Source organism: Streptomyces sp. NPDC030820 (assembly GCF_055572075.1).
Map to the genome: position 1 here is coordinate 96,437 of NZ_JBVIEB010000023.1, position 20,679 is coordinate 117,115.

Sequence of the window (20,679 nt, forward strand, 5' to 3'; positions counted from 1 at the left end):
TATGTCTTGCTTGGATGTCTTGGATGTCTTGGATGTCGCGTCTTCGGCATAAAAATCGCCCACCAAGGTGAGCAGAACCCTCTTGACAATACCCCTGCTACCGGATAAGGCGCCCGTCAAGTGCCTCACCGCCCCGGCGGACGTGAAACAATCGACACCGGCTCACCGGTAACGACAGCGAGCAGGAGACACAGCACGATGCGCATCGGAGTTCTCACCGCAGGCGGCGACTGCCCCGGCCTGAACGCCGTGATCCGGTCGGTCGTGCACCGGGCGGTTGCGCAGTACGGCGACGAGGTCATCGGCTTCGAGGACGGCTACCGGGGTCTGCTCGACCGGCACTACCGCACCCTCGACCTGGACGCGGTCGGCGGCATCCTGGCCCGCGGCGGCACCATCCTCGGCTCCTCCCGGCTGGAGCGCGACCGGCTGCGCGAGGCCTGCGAAGGCGCCGCCGACATGGTCGAGGAGTTCGGCATCGACGCGCTGATCCCGATCGGCGGCGAGGGCACGCTGACCGCGGCCCGCATGCTCTCCGACGCGGGCCTCCCGGTCGTCGGCGTCCCCAAGACCATCGACAACGACATCTCCTCCACCGACCGCACCTTCGGCTTCGACACGGCCGTCGGCGTCGCGACGGAGGCGATGGACCGCCTGAAGACCACGGCCGAGTCCCACCAGCGCGTGATGGTCGTCGAGGTCATGGGCCGGCACGCGGGCTGGATCGCCCTGGAGTCCGGCATGGCCGCCGGCGCCCACGGCATCTGCCTGCCCGAGCGCCCCTTCGACCCCGCCGACCTGGTCAAGATGGTCGAGGAGCGCTTCGACCGCGGCAAGAAGTTCGCCGTCATCTGCGTCGCCGAGGGCGCCCACCCCGCCGAGGGCACCATGGACTACGGCAAGGGCGAGATCGACCAGTACGGCCACGAGCGCTTCCAGGGCATCGGCACCGCGCTGGCGTACGAGCTGGAGCGGCGCCTCGGCAAGGAGGCCAAGCCGGTCATCCTCGGCCACGTGCAGCGCGGCGGCGTCCCCACCGCCTACGACCGTGTCCTCGCCACCCGCTTCGGCTGGCACGCCGTCGAGGCCGCGCACCGCGGCGAGTTCGGCAGGATGACCGCGCTGCGCGGCACCGACATCGTGATGGTGCCGCTCGCGGAGGCGGTCACCGAGCTGAAGACGGTGCCCAAGGACCGCATGGACGAGGCGGAGTCGGTCTTCTAAGCGGTCCGCTTCTCCACCGCCGCCCAGAAGTTCTCCACGATCCGGTCGAGGAAGTCCCGGCCGGACTCGCTGGCGCTTCTGCTGCCGCCGCCCCAGCTGAGGGTGGCGGCCATGTGCCCCTGATAGTCCTGGTGGAGCTCCTCCAGCACCCCTTCGAGGACGTCCGCCTCCACGGGTGCCAGCTTGCGCACCGGACGCACATAGGCCTGCCAGCGCGTGGTCACCGCGCTCTGCAGCAGGTCGGCGAGCTTCGCCTCGCGGCCGGTGACGGCGACGAAGTCGGGCAGGGCGAGATCCAGCACCCTGGCGAGCGCGGCCGACTGGCGCTCGTTGCCGCGCCACTGCCCGCTCTCCTCCATGCGCACATAGGTGCGCAGGTCCATGTCCACCGCACGGGCGACGTCCTCGGGCGCGACCGCGCGGGCGATGCGGTGCTCGCGCAGGGTCTGCGGCCGGCCGAGGAGTTCGCCCGGGGAACACCACAGCACGCCGGCCAGCGCGGTGAGTTCCGGGTGGCTGGGGGCGGCGGCGCCGCGTTCCCACGCGATCACCAGATCGGGTGTGACGTACGGCAGCCCGTACGAGGCCCGCAAGCCGTAGGCGACGTGCTCGGGGCCCATGCCGAGCGCGGCGCGCAGCCGGCGGGCCGCCGGGGCGTTGAAGGGGGGAGCTGAGGGTTGGCGCACCTCGCACAAGCTAGGGCCGCTGTGACGCGATGGCTACGGTCTGTTCAGCCAGGATCACGGATTGTCCGAACGTACAGTTCCGGCCGTTCGGTATGTTCGGTATGTAACGGACGGAACACCCTTCCGGCTCACCCCTTGACCGCCCCCGGCGGCGAGGCCCTATTCCAAGTTCTCGGCGGCAGTGCGGGCTTGGGCGGCTCGGCTGGGGCGTTGGCGCGGGTGTAGGCGACCGTTCGGGGTGGGGAGTACGGCCGGGTGAGCGATCACGTCGAATTCCGGGGCGGGGACTTCCGCGGGCCCGTCATCGGCAAGGCGGAGTACAAGCAACAGGCGCCGGCGCCCACCGCCCTGGACGCCCTGCCACCCCGGGTGGCCGGATTCACCGGTCGTGACGAGGAGTTGAGGCGACTGAGCGCCGCACTGGATCCCGCCGGATCCGGCGCCGGGCAGGCCGTCCTCGTCACCGCAGTGTCCGGGCTCGGCGGCATCGGCACGACTTCCAGGCCGTCTCCTGCAGTCCCGGCCGGCGCCCACGTCCAGGCCGCCGCAGCCCGCGCCCGCGCGGCCGCCCTCACCGCCCCTGCACCACCCACCGATAAACCAACTCAGGCCTCCCCACCTGCCCGTACAACGGACTCCGGCCCGCCCGCCCCGCCTCCACCAGGTGCTCCAGGTACCGTCGCGCGGTGATCCGGGAGATGCCGACCGTCTCGGCCAGCGCGGCTGCGGTCAGCCCCTCGGGGGCTTCGCGCAGTGCTCCCGTCACCCGCTCCAGCGTCGGCCCGCTCAGGCCCTTCGGCAGGGCGGCGGGCGACGGGGCCCGCAGGGCCGCCAGTGCGCGGTCGACCTCGTCCTGGCCGCTCGCCTCGCCCACCGCCGCACGGAACTCGGCGTAGCGGACCAGGCGGTCCCGGAGCGTGGCGAAGGTGAAGGGCTTCAGGACGTACTGGACGACGCCCAGCGAGACGCCCTCGCGCACCACCGCCAGGTCCCGGGCCGACGTGACCGCTATGACGTCCGCGTGATGGCCGGCCGCGCGCAGGGAGCGGGCCAGCTGCAGGCCGTGCACATCCGGCAGATGCAGGTCCAGGAGGAGCAGGTCCACGGGCGTGCGGTCCAGGAAACGCCGCGCCTCCGCGCCCGTGTGCGCCTTGCCGACCGCGAGGAATCCCGGCACCCGGCCGACGTACATGACGTGCGCGTCGGCGGCCACCGGGTCGTCCTCGACGACCAGGACGCGGATGGGCTGCTGCTCGTTCGTCATCTGCTGCCACCCGTAGGGGTGCGCAGTGGCAACCGGACCTCGAACACCGCTCCGCCCTCGCCATCCTCGTCGGACTCCGCCACCGTCAACGTGCCCTCGTGGCGGGTCACCGCCTGCCGGACCAGGGCCAGCCCGAGGCCCCGTCCGCCGGGCCCGGCCGGCTTCGTCGAGAACCCCCGCTGGAATACCAGGTCGGCATGGTCCGGGTCGACCCCGGGGCCCGTGTCGGACACCCTGAGGACCACCTCGGTGTCGGAGGCGTACGCCGTCACCGTCACCCGCGCCCGGACGCTGCCCTGCGCCGCGTCCACCGCGTTGTCGATCAGGTTGCCGAGGATGGTCACGAGGTCGCGGGCGGACAGGTCGGCCGGGAGCAGGCCGTCGTCCAGGCGGCTGTCCTCGGACACCACCAGTTCCACGCCTCGCTCGTTGGCCTGGGCCGTCTTGCCGAGCAGCAGCGCGGCGAGCACCGGTTCGCCGACCGCCGCGACCACCTGGTCGGTCAGCGCCTGGGCCAGCTCCAGTTCCGCCGTGGCGAAGTCCACCGCCTCCTCGGCCCGGCCCAGCTCGATCAGCGACACCACCGTGTGCAGGCGGTTGGCGGCCTCGTGCGCCTGCGAGCGCAGCGCCTGGGTGAAGCCCCGCTCCGAGTCCAACTCGCCCATCAGGGACTGGAGTTCCGTCACGTCGCGCAGAGTGACCACCGTTCCCCGGCGCTCTCCGCCCGACACCGGGGAGGTGTTCACCACCAGGACCCGGGACGCCGTCAGATGCACCTCGTCCACCCGGGGCTCGGAGGACAGCAGCGCGCCGGTCAGCGGGGCCGGCAGGCCCAGGTCGGCCACCGAGCTGCCGATCAGCTCCGTGTCCGGAGCCCCCAGGCCCAGCAGCTCCCGTCCGCCGTCGTTGATCAGCGCCACCCTGTACTGCCCGTCCAGCATCAGCAGGCCCTCGCGGACGGCGTGCAGCGCCGCCTGGTGGTAGTCGTGCATCCGGCTCAGTTCGGTGGCGTTCATGCCGTGGGTGTGACGGCGAAGGCGTGCGTTGATCACGTAGGTGCCGACCGCGCCCAGCAGCAGGGTGGCACCCGCGACGCCGAGCAGGGCCGTGACCTGGCCCTGGACCCGGGCGCTGATCGCCTCGACCTTGATGCCGGCGCTGACCAGGCCGATGACGCGGCCGTTCTCCTCGACCGGGGTGACCGCGCGGACGGAGGGGCCGAGGGTGCCGGTGTAGGTCTCGGTGAAGGTGTGGCCGTGCAGGGCGGGGCCGATACGGCCGAGGAAGCGTTTGCCGATCTGTTTCCGGTCGGGGTGGGTCCAGCGGATGCCCGCCGGGTTCATGATCGTGACGAAGTCGACGTCCGCGTCCCGCATGACCATCAGCGCGTACGGCTCCAGTTCCGCCGTGGGGCGGGAGGTGTGGATCGCCGAGCGGACCGAGGGGGCGTCCGCGATCGAGCGGGCCACCGCGGTGACCTGGCGCACCGCCGCGTCCTCGGCCTGCCGCTGGTCGCTGACGTAGGTGAACAGCGCGTACCCGGCCACGACCACCGCTATCAGCACGGCCTGCATGGCGAACAGCTGGCCCGCGAGGCTGCGAGGACGGGGGAGGGACGGGAAGCGCATGTCAGCAGTGTGCCTCTCCGGTTAAGCGTGAACTAAATGAACGGAAGGGTGACCGCCCTCACAGGCCGGGAGATAGTCACGGCATTCCCCAAGCAACGCCCGGACGTGAGCCGCACGCCGGTTGTTCACCGACGAAGACGTCAAGGAGGGCAGTCGTGGCCGCCATAACCCCCGATACGGCACCTGCCGCACCCCGCGTGAAGCGGGACCGGACCCACTATCTGTACATCGCCGTCATCGTGGCGGTCGCGCTCGGTATCGCCGTGGGCCTCATCTGGCCCGACGCCGCGGTCCAGCTGAAACCGCTCGGTACCGGTTTCGTGAACCTGATCAAGATGATGATCTCGCCGATCATCTTCTGCACCATCGTGCTCGGGATCGGGTCCGTACGGAAGGCCACCAAGGTCGGCGCCGTCGGCGGTATCGCCCTCGGCTACTTCCTCGTGATGTCGCTCGTCGCGCTCACCATCGGGCTCGTCGTCGGCAATGTGCTGCACCCCGGTGACGGGCTGCACCTGACGAACGCGATCAAGCAGACCGGGCACGCCCAGGTGTCCCCGGACGCGCTGCCGCCCGTCGACTTCGTGCTGTCGATCATCCCGACCACGTTCGTCTCCGCCTTCACCGAGGGCCAGGTCCTCCAGACGCTGCTGGTGGCCCTGCTCGCCGGGTTCGCGCTGCAGGCCATGGGTTCGGTCGGGCAGCCGGTGCTGCGCGGCATCGAGCACATCCAGCGGCTCGTCTTCCGCATCCTGTCCATGGTCATGTGGGCCGCGCCGATCGGCGCCTTCGGCGCGATCGCGGCCGTCACCGGTTCCGCCGGGCTGGACGCGCTGAAGAGCCTCGCCGTGCTGATGCTCGGTTTCTACGTCACCTGTGTGCTGTTCGTCTTCGTGGTGCTCGGCGCGATCCTCCGGGTCGTCGCGGGTCTGAACGTCTTCACCCTCTTCAAGTACCTGGGGCGGGAGTTCCTGCTGATCCTGTCCACCTCCTCCTCCGAGTCCGCGCTGCCGCGGCTGATCGCGAAGATGGAGCACCTGGGCGTCAGCAAGCCGGTCGTCGGTATCACGGTGCCGACCGGTTACTCCTTCAACCTCGACGGCACGATGATCTACATGACCATGGCCTCGCTGTACATCGCGGACGCCCTGGGTACGCCGATGTCCATCGGCGAGCAGATCCCGCTGCTGCTCTTCCTGCTGCTGGCGTCCAAGGGCGCGGCGGGCGTCAGCGGCGCCGGTCTCGCCACGCTGGCCGGCGGTCTGCAGTCGCACAAGCCCGCGCTGGTCGACGGGGTCGGGCTGATCGTCGGCATCGACCGGTTCATGAGCGAGGCCCGTGCGCTGACGAACTTCGCGGGCAACGCGGTCGCCACGGTGCTGGTGGGCACGTGGACGAAGGAGATCGACAAGGAGCGAGTGCGGCAGGTTCTCGCGGGTGAGCTGCCGTTCGACGAGACCACGCTGATGGACGAGGGCCGGGGCTCCGTGGCCGATGTTCCTGAGCCGAGGGAAGGGGAGCTGGCCAAGGCCTGATCCCGATCACCCGAAGGAAACTCCGGATGTCCGGCCCCGCCTGAACCCGGGCCGGGCATCCGGGAACCACCGCCGGGCGGCTGGGGCTCCCCCCGTACCTCAGCCGCCCGGCTGCTGTCATTTCGCTTCACTCACCCTGGCCACCAGCTCGGTGGCCGTCGAGGCGGGTACGCCCGCCGCGGTCAGCACCGTGACCGTGGCCGAGCGGCCCGCCTCCCGTGCTTCCAGGAGGCCGTCGTTCACCGCCTCCATCACCGCCATGATCACCTGCTCGTGCACGTACGCCAGCGCCGGCGCCGGCAGGGGTGAGCGGAACACGCCCTGATCCAGGCCCTGCTGGAGCAGTTGGACCTTGCCCTCGCGCAGCGGGGCGAGGCGCTCGCGGATGCCCTGGACGGTGACCGTGCGCTGGGCCAGGGCGATCAGCAGCCGGTAGCGGTCGGCGATCTCCCCGATGGCGAGCACCGAGCGGGCCACCGCCTCCGCCGGGTCCGTCACCCCGTCACGGGCGTGGGCGTCCGCGTCCGCCAGCGCCGCCACGGCCCCGTCGACGAGGGTGCTGATCAGCGTTTCACGGCTGGGGAAATGGCCGTACACCGTCCGTCGTACGACGCCCGCGGCGCGCGCGATCTGGTCCATGGAGGCGTCGGGATCGCGCAGCAGTTCGGCGAGGGCGACGTCGAGGATGCGGCGCCGGTTGGCGTCGGCGCGGCTGGTGTTACCCGTGGTCATGGCCGCCATTCTGCCTTCCCTCCGCCTTCCCTCTGCCCTCCGCCTTCCCTCTGCCTCCGCATCGACTTGCACAGTGCTGTGCAACCACGTACATTGCACATGGTTGTGCAATTGCACGCCACTGTGCAAATCCATGCCCTGCACCACGTACTCGTCGCACACCTGAGGAAGGCGACCCCTGCCATGCGACTCGTCATGACCGAACCGGTCGAGAAGATGGAGCGCCCCTACGCCCGGCGCTGGTGGGCGCTGCTTGTGCTCTGCCTGAGCCTGCTGATCATCGTGATGGCGAACACCGCCCTCACGGTCGCCGCGCCCGACATGACCAAGGACCTCGGGCTGACCAGCGCCGACCTGCAGTGGGTGATCGACGGCTACACCGTCCCCTACGCGGCGCTGATGCTGCTGCTCGGCGCCATCGGCGACAAGTACAGCCGGCGCGGCGCGCTCGTCCTCGGCCTCGTCGTCTTCGGCGGCGGTGCGGTCTTCGGGTACCTCGCCGACAGCGCGGCGACCGTCATCGCGGCCCGTGCCGTGATGGGCGTCGGCGCGGCGCTGATCATGCCCGCCACGCTCTCCCTGCTCGCCGCGACCTTCCCGCGCGCCGAGCGGGCCAAGGCGATCACCCTGTGGACCGCCACCGCCGGCCTCGCCATCGCCGCCGGACCGGTCGTCGCCGGGGCCCTGCTGCGCGACCACGGCTGGTCCTCGACCTTCCTGATCAACGTGCCCATCGCGGCCGTGGCTCTCGTCGCCGCCTTCGTCCTGGTCCCGCCCTCCAAGGCCGGTCACCACGACCGCATCGACTACGTCGGCGGACTGCTGTCGGTGATCTGGACCGGCTCGCTGGTCTACATGATCATCGAGGGCCCGCACTTCGGCTGGGGCGTCAAGGCCGTCACGGCGGCGGTGGTCGCGGGCCTCGGCCTGGTCGCCTTCGTCGCCTGGGAGCTGCGCCACCCCCGCCCGATCCTCGACGTGCGCCGCTTCACCGCCCGCCGCTTCGCCGGCTCCAACCTGGCCGTCGCCCTGTTCTTCCTCGCCGTCTTCGGCGCCTTCTACTACCTCACCCAGCATCTGCAGTTCGTCCTCGGCTACGACGCCCTGGAGACCGGCGTACGCATGCTGCCGCTGGCCGGCGCGGTCTTCGTCGGCTCGGCGCTGACCGGCTGGCTCACCCCGCGCGTCGGCATGAAGTGGACCGTCGCGGCGGGCATGGTCGGCGGTACGACGGCCCTGGCGCTGCTGACCCGGGTCGACGCGGCCTCGACGTACACCGACTTCCTGGCCCCCCTGATCATCCTCGGCCTCGCCATCGGCCTCGCCCTCTCGCCCTGCACCGACGCGATCATGGGCGCCTTCCCCGAGTCCGAGCTCGGCGTCGGCGGCGCGGTCAACGACACCTCGCTGGAGCTCGGCGGTTCCCTCGGCATCGCGATCCTCGGCTCGCTGCTCGCCACGTCGTACGGCAACCACCTCAGGGACGCCACCGCGGGCAGCAAGCTCCCGGCGAGCGCCCTGGACACCGCGCAGGACTCGGTCGGCGCCGGGTACGCGGTGGCGCAGGGCATCGGCGACAAGGCGCACGCACTGGCCGCACAGGCGGCCCACGCCAAGGACCCGCAGCAGGCCGCACAGCTCAAGCAGCAGGCCACCGAACTCGCCGCGGGCGCCCGGCAGATGGCCGACGCGGTCGGCTCCTCCTTCTCCTCCGCCGTCGCACACACCAGCATGGTCGGCGCGGTGATCCTCGGCATCGGCACGGTCCTCGTGTCCGTCCTGCTGCCACGCCGTGAAGCCGCCGCGCCGGAGGTGAAGACCGAGGAGAAGGAACTGGCGCACAGCTCGGCAGGCTGACCGATTCCCGCCTCCATCGACTAACGTGCCGCTCCGAAGCAACCGGAACGGCACGTTCGTGCGTGGCGTCAGATACGTGTGACGAGTCAGTACGTGTAAGTGGAGGCACGGGGGAATGAAGATCGACTGGGATCGGCGGACCTGCGCGCGCAAGGGGCACGTGACCTACGCGCCCGACGACCCCCGGCTGCGGATCCGGCTGCACGCCGAGACCGCGCTCGGGGAGGTGTGGCGCTGCCTGCGCTGCGGTGACTTCGTGCTCGGTGAGCCGCACGGCTCGGGACCGGCCGCGGACGCCCCGCTGGTGCCGCGCGGCAAGGTGCTCCGCGATCTGTTCATCCTGCGCTTCCTCTCGATCGAGCGGGCCGTGCGCGGGGTGTTCATCGTGCTGGTCGCGGTCGCGGTGTGGAAGTTCAGCAACAGCCAGGACGCGGTGCGCCGGCTGTTCAACGAGAACCTGGACGTCTTCCGTCCGGTCTTCAGGCACTTCCACTACGACCTCGACCACTCACCGGTGGTCGGCTCCATCCAGAAGGCGTTCGGCTACAAGCACTCCACGCTGCTGCTGGTCGCCGCCCTGCTGCTGGCCTACGCCCTGATCGAGCTGGTCGAGGCGGTCGGCCTCTGGTACGCCAAGCGCTGGGCGGAGTATCTGACGGTGGTCGCCACCGCCGCCTTCCTCCCCCTGGAGATCTACGAACTCACCGAGAAGGTCAGCTATCTGAAGATCGCCACCCTCGTCCTCAACATCCTCGCGGTCCTCTACATCGCCCTGGCCAAGCGCCTGTTCGGGCTGCGCGGCGGCCGCAGGGCCTTCGAGGAGGAGCGGCACAGCGCCTCCCTGATGGAGGTCGAGGAGTCGGCGGGGGTGACCGTCTGACGCGCCTCGGGACCGAGGACGACCGCCGTCTGCCGCCGACCGGCCAGTGGGTGGTGTCCCCGGCGGAGTCGAAGGCCTCGTGCGGCTCGAAGTCGACGCCGTTGCCGTCGTCGTAGTCGGAGCTCACCTCGGCCACCTCAACCAGGTGTGGTGTGCCCGGCCGGGCCGGCCCCTGGCCGAGCAGCCGGCCGTGTTCCTGGGCTCCGAGGGCGAGGCCGGTGTGGTCGCCGGGAGCCTCTGCGACTTCCTGCGGGTCCTGGCCGACGGCTACGGCTCCCGGGAGGCCCTGCTGCCCGAGGACGCCTGGACCGCCCGCCCCGATCCAGCCCCGGCGGACCTCGCCGCCCGCCACGCGACCACTCCGCGCCGCCCGGCCCCGGAGATCGTCGCCTCGGCCGCCGAGGCGGCCACCACACCGAAGGAACCCCGGCATCTGCGGGCCGTCGCCAACGAAACACCGGTGGTGTTCGACGCGGTCGACCGGCAGATCCTCCAGCTGCTCCAGACCGACGGGCGGATCAAGCTCAGTGAGCTGGGCCGGCAGGTCAGTCCGAGTCCGGCGGCGGTGGCCGAACGGGTGCGCCGGCTGGAGGCGGCCGGCGTGGTCGAGGGGTACGGCGCCCGGGTCGCGCCCGCCCGGCTCGGCTAGGGCATCCAGGCCTTCATCCGGGTCGATCCGCACGGCGGCTACACCCTCAAGCACCCGAGGACCCTGGAGCTGATCGAGCGCCCCGAGATCACCGAGGTGCACCACGTGGTCGGCGAGGACTGCTGGATCCTCAAGGTCGCCGTCACCGACACCGCGCACCTGGAGGAGGTCCTGGAGCAGACCTCGGCGCTGCCGCCGGCCTGAAGGCAGGCACCGCTTGCCTTGACGCCGACGTCAACACCTACGGTCGTGGACATGCGAATCGGCGAGCTGGCCGCACGGGCCGGGACCAGCACCCGCACCCTGCGCTACTACGAGGCACGGGGGCTGCTGCCCGCCCGGCGCGACGACAGGGGACACCGCACCTACGACGAGAGCGACGTCAGGCTGCTCCAGCAGATCCGGACGCTGCAGGACTTCGGCTTCGAGCTGGAGGAGACCCGCCCCTTCGTGGAGTGCCTGCGCGCCGGGCACCCGGACGGTGACTCCTGTTCGGCCTCGCTCCAGGTCTACCGCCGCAAGCTGGCGGAGCTGGACGCGCTCATCGGGCAGCTGTCGGCGGTGCGGGAGACGGTCGCCGGGCAACTGCGGCGGGCCGAATCGGCCCGTGACGCGCTGGCCGCCGAGGCGCTGGTTCCGGGTGGCCCGGAGCCCGTGTGCGAGCTGGGAGGGCTTTCGCGATGAGCTTGGTGAGCGGACTGACCGAGGTGACGGACGCGGATTTCGAGACGGAGGTACGGGGCTCGGACCTGCCCGTGCTGGTGCAGTTCACGGCCGACTGGTGCGGCCCGTGCCGGCAGCTCGCGCCGGTGCTGAAGGACATCGCCCTCGAGGAGGGCGGCCGACTGAAGATCGTACAGATCGACGTCGACCGCAATCCGGGGACGACGGTCGCCTACGGGGTGCTGTCCACGCCGACCCTGATGGTCTTCCGGGACGGTGAGCCGGTGCGGTCCATGGTGGGGGCCCGGCCCAAGCGGCGGCTGCTGGAGGAACTGGCCGACGTGCTGTAAAGCGGAGCCGCCCACGAAAAAATCCCCTGAGCAATTGCGCTCGGGGGATTTCTCTGCGTATATTCAGTGGTTCGTGACTTCATTTCGACAAGTCACGGAGAAGTTCACTGGGCACAGTATATCCGGGCGGGAGCGGAATTGTCAAACACCGAATTTCCAGACGATGAATTGCGGCACGAGCAGGAATTCATCGACGGACTGTACGCGCGCGTGGACATGCTGCGCGGCGAGACCGAGACCTCGGTCGCGGACGCGCTCGCCCAGGGCGACAAGCCCATGCAGGCCCGGCTGGAGCGGGACATCCTGGTCGCCGAGCGCTCGGGGCTGCTCGCCGCGCTGAACGCCGTCGACGGCTCGCTCTGCTTCGGCCGGATCGACCTGGCCGACGGCACCGCCCACCACATCGGCCGGATCGGGCTGCGCGAGGACGACGCCGAGCGCACCCCCGTCCTCATCGACTGGCGGGCCGACGTCGCCCGCCCCTTCTACCTGGCCACCGGTCACACCCCGATGGGCCTGCGCCGCCGCCGGCACATCAGCACCGAGGGCCGGACCGTGACCTCCCTGCACGACGAGATCCTCGACCTCGGCGACGCCACCCGCACCGGGTACGAGGACCACCACGGCGACGCCGTGCTGCTGGCCGCGCTGAACTCGGCACGCACCGGCCGCATGAGCGACATCGTGCAGACCATCCAGGCCGAGCAGGACCAGATCATCCGGGCGCCGTACCGCGGGGTGCTGGTCGTCGAGGGCGGGCCCGGCACCGGCAAGACCGCGGTCGCGCTGCACCGAGCCGCCTACCTCCTCTACGAGTACCGCGAGCTGCTGGCCCGCCGGGCCGTGCTGATCGTCGGCCCCAACCCGGCCTTCCTCGGCTACATCGGCGAGGTGCTGCCCTCCCTCGGCGAGACCGGGGTGCTGCTGGCCACGGTCGGCGAGCTGTTCCCCGGCGTGAAGGCGACCGCGACCGACACCGCCGAGGCGGCCGCCGTGAAGGGCCGCGCCGACATGGCCGACGTGCTCGCCGCCGTCGTACGCGACCGGCAGGCCCTGCCGGACCCGGTCATCGCCATCGAGCACGACCGCGAGGTCCTGATGCTCGACGACGGACTGGTCTCCGTCGCCCGGGAGCGCACCCGCGCCGCCAAGCTGCCGCACAACGCCGCCCGCGAGTACTTCGAGGGCCACATCCTCAACACCCTCACCGAGCTGTACGCCGAACGCGTCGGCACCGACCCGTACGACGGCTCCAGCCTGCTCGACGCCTCCGACATCACCCAGATCCGCGACGAACTCGCCGAGAACCCCGAGGTCTGGTCCGCGATCGACCAGCTGTGGCCGAGGGTCACCCCGCAGCGGCTCGTCGCCGACTTCCTCGCGGAGCCGGACGGCTACCTGCCTCAGACGGACGCGGATGCGATCCGCCGCCCGGTGACCCGCGCCTGGACCGTCGCCGACGTCCCCCTCCTGGACGAGGCGGCCGAACTTCTCGGCGAGGACGAGCGCTCGGCACGGGCCCGTGCCGAGCGCGAACGAGAGACCCAGATCGCCTACGCGCAGGGCGTGCTGGACGTGTCGTACGCCTCCCGGACCTACGAGTTCGAGGACAAGGAGGACGGTGACCCGGACGCGTCGGAGGTGCTGTCGGCGCACGACATCATCGACGCCGAGCGGTTCGCCGAGCGGCACGAGGAGGCGGACCACCGCAGCGCCGCCGAGCGCGCCGCGGCCGACCGGACCTGGGCGTTCGGGCACATCATCGTGGACGAGGCGCAGGAGCTGTCGCCGATGGCCTGGCGGCTGCTGATGCGGCGCAGCCCGACCCGCTCGATGACCCTGGTCGGCGACCCCGCCCAGACCGCCGAGGCGGCCGGTGTCGGCTCCTGGGCGGACATCCTCACCCCCTATGTCGAGGACCGCTGGGAGCACACCCGGCTCGGCGTCAACTACCGCACCCCGGCCGAGATCATGGAGCTGGCCGCGGCCGTGGTGCGCGCCGAGAACCCGGACTTCGAGCCGCCGAGCTCGGTCCGGTCGACCGGGGTACGGCCCTGGGTGCGGCGGGCCGACGGCGACCTGCCCGAGGCCGTGGCCAAGGCGGTCGCCGAACTCACCCCGGCCGAGGGCCGCCTCGCCGTCATCGCCCCGCGCGAGCTGCACCGCTCGCTGGCCGCCCGGCTGGACGGCGTCACGGCGGGCGCCGAGCCCGACCTGACCCGTACGGTCGTGCTGCTCGACCCCCGCCAGGCCAAGGGCCTCGAATTCGACTCGGTCCTGGTGGTGGAACCGGCCCGCTACGGCACGAGCGACCTGTACGTCGCCCTGACCCGGGCCACCCAGCGGCTCGGGGTGCTGTACACGGACGAGCTGCCCAAGGCGCTGGCCGCGGGCGTCACCGGGGAGTAGAGGAACCGCCGGTGGGAGACGGCGGCGGGTAGCTCGGGTGCAGCGAGGAGGACAGCGGGGCCAGATTCGCGCACAGCGCGGTCGGGAAGGCCGGTTCCCTGTGCTGCACGGCCCGGCACCCGCCGGCCGCGCTCTCGAAGAACGGCTGCCAGCCGGAGCGCTCGGCCCGGAAGAAGTAGCGGTCGCCGAGCCCGGACGTGCAGGCGGGGTCCTTGTTGTCGGCGTCGCACGCCGGTCCCGTACGCCAGGAGAAGTCCAGCACCAGCCACTTCCCGTCGCAGTGCTCGGCGTCACGGTAGGAGTGCATGGGCGCGTCGGCGGCGATCATCGCCTGCTCGTAGGAGGCGGTGGTGCAGCCGGTGGCCGGCGGATGGCAGCCCAGCCGCCCGCACAGCCGCAGTGCGGGCGGCTTCGCGCCGTCGGCGGTGAAGACCGTGTCGTTGTCGACCACCAGCTCCCGCTCGCCCAGCGGCTCGGGCAGTCGTACTCGAGCCGTGGCCGTCCTCTCCTTGGTGCACCCGGAACGCCGGTCGAGGGAGGTGGAGCTGAAGGTGAGCTGCACGTGCACGGTGCCCGGCACGCTGCCGTACTGGGCGTCGGTGTCCACCGCCTTGAAGTCCCGCATGCAGGGATACGCGCCGCTGGGCACGTCCGCGTCGACGCTCAGCGTGCGATGGTCGGCGTCGAGCCGGGCGGCGATGACCCGGGAGGGCTGCCCGAGGGTCCACGGGATCGGCCCGGTCTCCGTGGCGGACGCCCCTCCGCCTGGCCCTGCCACCCGGGTGCCGCAGCCGCTCAGCAACAGAACGGCCACGGCGCACAGCAGAGCGGTCAGTGATCTGTACGGTCGCACGTGCCTCAATCCCCCCGTGGTACACCCAAGTTGACCTGGGGGCACTATAAGGCGCGCGCCGCCCGGTCAGGCGGGCCGGAGCCAGACCGTGGCCAGCGGCGGCAGGGTCAGCCGGATGCTCGCCGGGCGGCCGTGCCAGGCCTGGGGCTCCGGTTTGATGATGTCGGGGTTGGTGACATCGCCGCCGCCGTACCGCGCGGCGTCCGTGTTCAGCGACTCGTGCCAGGCGGGCACGTCCTCGGGGACCCCGAGCCGGTAGTCGTGGCGGATCACCGGGGACATGTGGGAGACCGCGAGGAGCGGGTTGCCGTCGGCGTCGAGGCGCAGGAAGGCGAAGACGTTGTCGTCCGCCGCGTCCCCGGTGATCCACTGGAAGCCCGCCGGGTCGGTGTCCCGCTGCCACAGGGCCGGGGTCGCCCGGTACAGCGCGTTCAGGTCCCGTACGAGATCCCGTACGCCCCGGTGGTCGGCCTCGGCGCCGTAGGACGGGTCGAGCAGCCACCAGTCGGGGCCGTGCGCCTCGGACCACTCGGCACCCTGCGCGAACTCCTGCCCCATGAAGAGCAGTTGCTTGCCCGGGTGGGCCCACATGAACCCCAGGTACGCGCGATGGTCGGCCCGCTGCTGCCACCAGTCGCCCGGCATCTTCGACACCAGGGACCGCTTGCCGTGCACGACCTCGTCGTGGGAGATGGGCAGGACGTAGTTCTCGCTGTACGCGTACACCATCGAGAAGGTCATCTCATGGTGGTGGTACTTGCGGTGCACCGGCTCGTGGGTCATGTACTCCAGCGAGTCGTGCATCCAGCCCATGTTCCACTTCAGGCCGAAGCCGAGCCCGCCGAAGCCGCTCGGGCCCTTGTGGTGGGTGGGGCGGGTGACGCCGTCCCAGGCCGTCGACTCCTCGGCGATGGTCACCACACCCGGGCAGCGCCGGTAGACCGTGGCGTTCATCTCCTGCAGGAACGCCACCGCGTCCAGGTTCTCCCGGCCGCCGTGCTCGTTCGGGGTCCACTGGCCCGGCTCGCGCGAGTAGTCCAGGTAGAGCATCGAGGCGACCGCGTCCACGCGCAGCCCGTCGATGTGGAACTCCTCGCACCAGTACACGGCGTTCGCCACCAGGAAGTTGCGCACCTCGCGGCGGCCGAAGTCGAACTCCAGTGTGCCCCAGTCCGGATGTGCGGCCCGCAGCGGATCGTGGTGCTCGTACAGCGGGCGCCCGTCGAACTCGGCCAGTGCCCAGTCGTCGCGCGGGAAGTGCGCCGGCACCCAGTCCATCAGCACGCCGATGCCGGCCTGGTGCAGCCGGTCAACGAGATACCTGAAGTCGTCCGGAGTGCCGAGCCGGGCCGTCGGCGCGTAGAACCCGGTGACCTGGTAGCCCCAGGAGCCGCCGAAGGGATGCTCGGCGACCGGCATCAGCTCCACATGCGTGAAGCCCATCTCCCGTACGTACGCGGGGAGTTGATCGGCAAGCTGGCGGTAGGTGAGGCCCGGGCGCCAGGAGGGCAGGTGGACCTCGTAGACGGAGAAGGGCGCCTCGTGCACGGGGACGTCTGCCCGGTGCGCCATCCACTCCGCGTCCGCCCACTCGTGCTGCGAGACGTCCACGATCGACGCCGTCGCGGGCGGGGCCTCGGTACGGCGGGCCAGCGGATCGGCGCGCAGGGTGCGCGAGCCGTCCGGGCGGGTGATCTCGAACTTGTACACCTCGCCCGCACCGATCCCCGGCACGAACAGCTCCCACACCCCGGAGGAGCCCAGCGAGCGCATCGGGAAGCCGGTCCCGTCCCAGAAGTTGAAGCCGCCCGCGATCCGCACGCCCCGCGCGTCCGGCGCCCACACCGCGAACCGCGTGCCGGTGACGCCCTGATGGGTGGTGACGTGGGCGCCGAGCGCCTGCCACAGCTGCTCGTGCCGGCCCTCGCCGATCAGATGCAGGTCCAGCTCGCCCAGGGTGGGCAGGAAGCGGTAGGGGTCCTCCGTGTCCAGGACGTTCCCCTCGTACGCCACCAGCAGCCGGTAGTCCGGTACGCCCGCGAGCGGCAGCAGCCCCGAGAAGAACCCGTCCCCGTCGTCGTGCAGCTCGGCCCGCAGCTCGCCGGTGACGACCGTGACGGACAGCGCGTACGGCCTGAAGACCCGGAAGACCACACCGCCGGGCACCGGATGGGCACCCAGGACGGAGTGCGGTTCATGGTGGGTGCCGTGCAGCAGCCTCTCCCGGTCGGCGGAGGAGACGCCGGCCGCCGGCCGGTCGTGCGTCGGCACCTTCTGCCTCGGCACCGACTTCTCCCTGGTCTTGGTGTGCTTCTTGCCCTTCGGGGTCACGGACGAGCCTCCTGGTGGTCACGCGGCGAGGCGACGGATCGCCGAGAGCGGTACGGGGAGCCAGTCGGGGCGGTGCCGGGCCTCGTAGACGATCTCGTAGACCGCCTTGTCGGTCTCGAAGGCCCGCAGCAGCACCGGATCGGTGCGCGGATCGCGGCCGGACACCTCCGCGTACCCACAGCAGTAGGCGGCCCGGCAGACCCGCGCCCAGTCCGGCGCGGGCGGAGTCACGGAGTGGGCCGCGTAGTCGAAGGAGCGGAGCATCCCCGCGATGTCCCGCACCGGCGGCTGCGGCATCCGCCGTTCGGCCGGCGGCCGGGCCGGCTCGCCCTCGAAGTCGATCAGCGCCCACTCCCCGGAAGGGGAGCGCAGGCACTGGCCCAGGTGCAGATCGCCGTGGATCCGCTGGGCGGTCCAGGTGCGGCCCTCGGTGGCGAGGGAGGCCAGCGCCGCGTAGGCCGAGCGCAGCCCGCTCTCGTACGGCCGCAGGCTGGGCACCGCCTGGACGGCCGCCTCCAGGCGCTCGGTCATTCCGTCGGCCAGCGACTGCAGCTGCACATGACCGAGGGTGACCGTCGGCAGGGCGCGGGCGAGCGCGGTGTGCACCTCGGCGGTGGCCCGGCCCAGCGACCGCGCCTCGGCGGCGAAGTCCTCGCCCTTGGCCAGCTCGCGCAGCGCCAGCTCCCAGCCGTCGCTCGCCCCGCTGACGAAAGGCTGGAGGACTGCCAGCACATACGAATCCTCGTCCAGCTCGGCGTGCAGCCAGGCCGTCGGCGCGGGCACCCGGGGGCAGCCCTCGCGGGCCAGCGCCAGGGGTATCTCCAGGTCGGGGTTGACGCCGGGCACCACCCGGCGCAGCAGTTTCAGGATGAACGTATCGCCGTAGACCACCGACGAGTTGGACTGCTCGGCGGTCATCAGCCGGGCCACGAGACCCTCGCGGATCTCCTGGCGCGGGTCCCGCTCGAAACGCAGCCCGCCGATGCACGCCTGAGTACGCAGGGCCTCCAGGAGCACCTCGGCGGGCCGAGGGTCGTACAGGGCCTCGTACACCGTGCGTCCGGCGAACGGCCCGTCCTCCACATGCCCGATCAGCGCGGGCGCCAGCCGGGGCGGCAGCGCCTCGCGCACGCCTATGAGGAGCTGGTAGCAGTCGCCCGGGTGGGGCTCGGCGCCCAGCGCGGACGGCTGGTGGACGCGCAGCAGCAGGTGGTACAGGCCCAGCCGGCCGTCGGGCGGCAGCAGTTCGGTGACGGCCACGGGGGTGAACCCGGTGACCGGACGGCCCTTGCCGGCGAACCAGCGCTGCCTGGGCAGCCACTGACGCAACAAGGGATCGAGCGAGGCGAGGAGAGGAGCGGTGGTGCTGGAAGAGGTGACCGTTTCCGCCATGGGCGTCACGTCCTTTCCCCGGTTCGTCGGGGTGTTACTGATGCGTGCCCCGGGTGGGGCGGTGGAAACCGCCCCACGAGGGCCCTCTACGCGGCTTCCCGCCGCAGACGGAACCAGTAGAAGCCGTGCCCCGCGAGGGTGAGCAGGTACGGCAGCTCGCCGATCGCCGGGAAGCGGACCCCGCCGAACAGCTCGACCGGGTGCCGCCCGCCGAACCGGCTCAGGTCCAGCTCCGTGGGCTGGGCGAAGCGGGAGAAGTTGTGGACGCAGAGCACGAGATCGTCCTCGTACTCCCGCAGGAAGGCGAGCACCGCCGGGTTGGTGGACTGCAGCTCGGTGTAGGACCCCAGTCCGAAGGCAGGATTCTGCTTGCGGATCTCGATCATGCGCCGGGTCCAGTGCAGCAGCGAGGAGGGCGACGACATCGACGCCTCGACGTTGGTGACCTGGTAGCCGTAGACCGGGTCCATGATCGTCGGCAGGTACAGACGTCCCGGGTCACAGGACGAGAAACCCGCGTTGCGGTCGGGGGTCCACTGCATCGGGGTGCGGACGGCGTCGCGGTCGCCGAGCCAGATGTTGTCGCCCATGCCGATCTCGTCGCCGTAGTAGAGGATCGGCGAGCCGGGCAGGGACAGCAGCAGCGCGGTGAAGAGCTCGATCTGGTTGCGGTCGTTGTCGAGCAGCGGCGCGAGGCGGCGGCGGATCCCGATGTTGGCGCGCATCCGCGGGTCTTTCGCGTACTCGGCCCACATGTAGTCGCGCTCTTCGTCGGTGACCATTTCGAGGGTCAGCTCGTCGTGGTTGCGCAGGAAGATGCCCCACTGGCAGCCGGAGGGGATGGCCGGCGTCTTGGCGAGGATTTCCGAGACCGGATAGCGGGATTCACGCCGTACGGCCATGAAGATGCGCGGCATGACCGGGAAGTGGAACGCCATGTGACACTCGTCGCCACCGGACTGATAGTCCCCGAAGTAGTCGACGACGTCCTCCGGCCACTGGTTGGCCTCCGCCAGCAGCACCTTGTCGGGGTACTGGGTGTCGATCTCCTTGCGCACCCGCCTCAGGAACTCGTGGGTCGCCGGCAGGTTCTCGCAGTTGGTGCCCTCCTGCTGGTACAGGTACGGCACGGCGTCCAGCCGGAACCCGTCGATGCCGAGATCCAGCCAGAACTTCAGCGCGGAGATCATCTCCTCCTGCACCGCCGGGTTCTCGTAGTTGAGGTCCGGCTGGTGCGAGAAGAAGCGGTGCCAGTAGTACTGCTTGCGTACCGGGTCGTACGTCCAGTTGGAGGCCTCGGTGTCGACGAAGATGATCCGGGCGTCCTGGAACTGCTTGTCGTCGTCGGCCCAGACGTAGTAGTCCCCGTACGGACCGTCCGGGTCCCGCCTCGACTCCTGGAACCACGGGTGCTGGTCGCTGGTGTGGTTCATGACGAAGTCGATGATCACGCGCATGCCGCGCTGGTGGGCGGCGTCCACGAACTCCACGAAGTCGGCGAGGTCACCGAAATCGGGCAGTACGGCGGTGTAGTCGGAGACGTCGTAACCGCCGTCTCTGAGCGGTGACTTGAAGAACGGCGGCAGCCACAGGCAGTCCACGCCGAGCCACTGCAGATAGTCGAGCTTGGCGGTCAGACCCTTCAGGTCACCGATGCCGTCGCCGTTGCTGTCCTGGAACGAGCGCACCAGGACCTCGTAGAAGACGGCCCGTTTGAACCACTCCGGATCCCGGTCCCTCGCGGGCGTGCTCTCGAAGGTGTCCGGGACGGGCTCATTCACGATCATATTGTGGGTGACCCTCCGATCTGCGGGTTGGACGGTCGCAGGACGGTGAAGACATGCGCGGGCCGATGACCCGGTTCGAGGCGCACATAGTTGGCCCTGCCCCAGTAGTAGGTCTCGCCGGTGAGCTCGTCGCGCACCGGCACGGACTCGTGCCAGTCCAGGCCGAGTTGCGGCATGTCCAACGAGACCGTCGCCTCCTGGGTGTCGTGGGGGTCGAGGTTGGCGACCACCAGAACCGTGTTCGACCCGCTCCGCTTCGAGTACGCGATCACCGCGTCCTTGTCGGCGTGGTGGAAGTGCAGATCGCGCAGCTGGCGCAGGGCCGGGCTGCGGCGCCGGAGGTCGTTGAGCCTGGTGATGAGGGGCGCGATGGTACGGCCCGCACGCTCGGCCGCCGCCCAGTCCCGCGGCTTGAGCTGGTACTTCTCCGAGTCCAGGT

The 20,679-nt window shown here is 70.8% G+C and carries 15 protein-coding genes and 2 pseudogenes; 8 read left to right on the forward strand and 9 right to left on the reverse strand.

All coding sequences use genetic code 11. The annotated features are described in order from the left end of the window. Positions 1-198: 198 nt before the first annotated feature. Entirely contained in the window at positions 199-1,224 is a 1,026-nt protein-coding gene (locus ACZ418_RS39820; protein ID WP_468372942.1) for an ATP-dependent 6-phosphofructokinase, read from the forward strand. Here ACZ418_RS39820 and ACZ418_RS39825 read toward each other — a convergent pair. The 3 genes from ACZ418_RS39825 to ACZ418_RS39835 form a co-directional block, all read right to left on the reverse strand. Continuing rightward, complete coding sequence (locus ACZ418_RS39825) at positions 1,221-1,910, reverse strand: helix-turn-helix domain-containing protein (protein WP_468372945.1); 690 nt, start codon at positions 1,908-1,910, stop codon at positions 1,221-1,223. The two genes, ACZ418_RS39820 and ACZ418_RS39825, sit on opposite strands and share 4 nt — an antisense overlap. A gap of 571 nt (positions 1,911-2,481) precedes the next feature. Continuing rightward, positions 2,482-3,174, reverse strand: a complete 693-nt coding sequence (locus ACZ418_RS39830) for a response regulator (protein ID WP_468372948.1) — start codon at positions 3,172-3,174, stop codon at positions 2,482-2,484. After that, positions 3,171-4,802, reverse strand: a complete 1,632-nt coding sequence (locus ACZ418_RS39835; RefSeq protein ID WP_468372949.1) for an ATP-binding protein — start codon at positions 4,800-4,802, stop codon at positions 3,171-3,173. Before ACZ418_RS39835 ends, ACZ418_RS39830 begins: the two co-directional genes overlap by 4 nt. A gap of 155 nt (positions 4,803-4,957) precedes the next feature. On the opposite strand from ACZ418_RS39835, the gene ACZ418_RS39840 reads away from it, so the two are divergent. Then, positions 4,958-6,337: a cation:dicarboxylate symporter family transporter gene (locus ACZ418_RS39840; RefSeq protein ID WP_468372951.1), complete on the forward strand. Its 1,380-nt coding sequence runs from the start codon at positions 4,958-4,960 to the stop codon at positions 6,335-6,337. 117 nt (positions 6,338-6,454) lie between these two features. On the opposite strand, the gene ACZ418_RS39845 is transcribed toward ACZ418_RS39840, so the two are convergent. Next, complete coding sequence (locus ACZ418_RS39845) at positions 6,455-7,078, reverse strand: TetR/AcrR family transcriptional regulator (RefSeq protein ID WP_468372952.1); 624 nt, start codon at positions 7,076-7,078, stop codon at positions 6,455-6,457. Positions 7,079-7,252: 174 nt separating this feature from the next. Here ACZ418_RS39845 and ACZ418_RS39850 point away from each other — a divergent pair, with 174 nt between their 5' ends. From ACZ418_RS39850 to ACZ418_RS39875, 6 genes and pseudogenes are all read left to right on the forward strand, one after another. Next, positions 7,253-8,926 carry an MFS transporter gene (locus ACZ418_RS39850; protein ID WP_468372954.1) on the forward strand — a complete coding sequence of 558 codons (1,674 nt, stop codon included), beginning with the start codon at positions 7,253-7,255 and terminating at the stop codon, positions 8,924-8,926. A 115-nt stretch (positions 8,927-9,041) separates the two neighbouring features. Then, a complete protein-coding gene (locus ACZ418_RS39855; protein ID WP_468372956.1) occupies positions 9,042-9,806 on the forward strand; it encodes a DUF2127 domain-containing protein in 765 nt (254 codons plus the stop codon). Between the two features lie 460 nt (positions 9,807-10,266). Further along, positions 10,267-10,659, forward strand: a pseudogene (locus ACZ418_RS39860) (Lrp/AsnC family transcriptional regulator). Between the two features lie 51 nt (positions 10,660-10,710). Continuing rightward, the gene (locus ACZ418_RS39865; RefSeq protein ID WP_468372958.1) at positions 10,711-11,139 is read left to right on the forward strand and encodes a MerR family transcriptional regulator; all 429 of its coding nucleotides are present in this window, start codon (positions 10,711-10,713) and stop codon (positions 11,137-11,139) included. After that, positions 11,136-11,468 carry a thioredoxin gene (gene trxA / locus ACZ418_RS39870; protein ID WP_468372960.1) on the forward strand — a complete coding sequence of 111 codons (333 nt, stop codon included), beginning with the start codon at positions 11,136-11,138 and terminating at the stop codon, positions 11,466-11,468. Before ACZ418_RS39865 ends, trxA begins: the two co-directional genes overlap by 4 nt. 168 nt (positions 11,469-11,636) lie before the next feature. Then, positions 11,637-13,877 (forward strand): HelD family protein, encoded by a 2,241-nt coding sequence (locus ACZ418_RS39875; protein ID WP_468372962.1) that lies wholly within the window; start codon positions 11,637-11,639, stop codon positions 13,875-13,877. Here ACZ418_RS39875 and ACZ418_RS39880 read toward each other — a convergent pair. The 5 genes and pseudogenes from ACZ418_RS39880 to ACZ418_RS39900 all read right to left on the reverse strand — a co-directional run. Further along, the gene (locus ACZ418_RS39880) at positions 13,864-14,730 is read right to left on the reverse strand and encodes a hypothetical protein (RefSeq protein ID WP_468372965.1); all 867 of its coding nucleotides are present in this window, start codon (positions 14,728-14,730) and stop codon (positions 13,864-13,866) included. The genes ACZ418_RS39875 and ACZ418_RS39880 overlap by 14 nt on opposite strands. A 66-nt stretch (positions 14,731-14,796) precedes the next feature. After that, positions 14,797-17,016 carry a 1,4-alpha-glucan branching enzyme gene (gene glgB, locus ACZ418_RS39885; protein WP_468372983.1) on the reverse strand — a complete coding sequence of 740 codons (2,220 nt, stop codon included), beginning with the start codon at positions 17,014-17,016 and terminating at the stop codon, positions 14,797-14,799. Positions 17,017-17,079: 63 nt separating this feature from the next. Next, the gene (locus ACZ418_RS39890; RefSeq protein ID WP_468372968.1) at positions 17,080-18,453 is read right to left on the reverse strand and encodes a maltokinase N-terminal cap-like domain-containing protein; all 1,374 of its coding nucleotides are present in this window, start codon (positions 18,451-18,453) and stop codon (positions 17,080-17,082) included. Between the two features lie 86 nt (positions 18,454-18,539). Continuing rightward, on the reverse strand, positions 18,540-20,240 hold the full coding sequence (treS, locus tag ACZ418_RS39895; protein WP_468372971.1) for a maltose alpha-D-glucosyltransferase: 1,701 nt from the start codon (positions 20,238-20,240) through the stop codon (positions 18,540-18,542). Continuing rightward, positions 20,237-20,679: pseudogene (locus ACZ418_RS39900) on the reverse strand (alpha-1,4-glucan--maltose-1-phosphate maltosyltransferase); the annotation flags it as partial. The gene treS and the pseudogene ACZ418_RS39900, both read right to left, overlap by 4 nt.

Coding starts and splice junctions, on each gene's coding strand:
- ACZ418_RS39820 (WP_468372942.1), top strand. CDS start 199: ATGCGCATCGGAGTTCTCACCGCAGGCGGCGACTGCCCCGGCCTGAAC.
- ACZ418_RS39845 (WP_468372952.1), bottom strand. CDS start 7,078: ATGGCGGCCATGACCACGGGTAACACCAGCCGCGCCGACGCCAACCGG.
- ACZ418_RS39890 (WP_468372968.1), bottom strand. CDS start 18,453: ATGGCGGAAACGGTCACCTCTTCCAGCACCACCGCTCCTCTCCTCGCC.
- treS (WP_468372971.1), bottom strand. CDS start 20,240: ATGATCGTGAATGAGCCCGTCCCGGACACCTTCGAGAGCACGCCCGCG.
- ACZ418_RS39855 (WP_468372956.1), top strand. CDS start 9,042: ATGAAGATCGACTGGGATCGGCGGACCTGCGCGCGCAAGGGGCACGTG.
- ACZ418_RS39850 (WP_468372954.1), top strand. CDS start 7,253: ATGCGACTCGTCATGACCGAACCGGTCGAGAAGATGGAGCGCCCCTAC.
- trxA (WP_468372960.1), top strand. CDS start 11,136: ATGAGCTTGGTGAGCGGACTGACCGAGGTGACGGACGCGGATTTCGAG.
- ACZ418_RS39830 (WP_468372948.1), bottom strand. CDS start 3,174: ATGACGAACGAGCAGCAGCCCATCCGCGTCCTGGTCGTCGAGGACGAC.
- ACZ418_RS39835 (WP_468372949.1), bottom strand. CDS start 4,802: ATGCGCTTCCCGTCCCTCCCCCGTCCTCGCAGCCTCGCGGGCCAGCTG.
- ACZ418_RS39865 (WP_468372958.1), top strand. CDS start 10,711: ATGCGAATCGGCGAGCTGGCCGCACGGGCCGGGACCAGCACCCGCACC.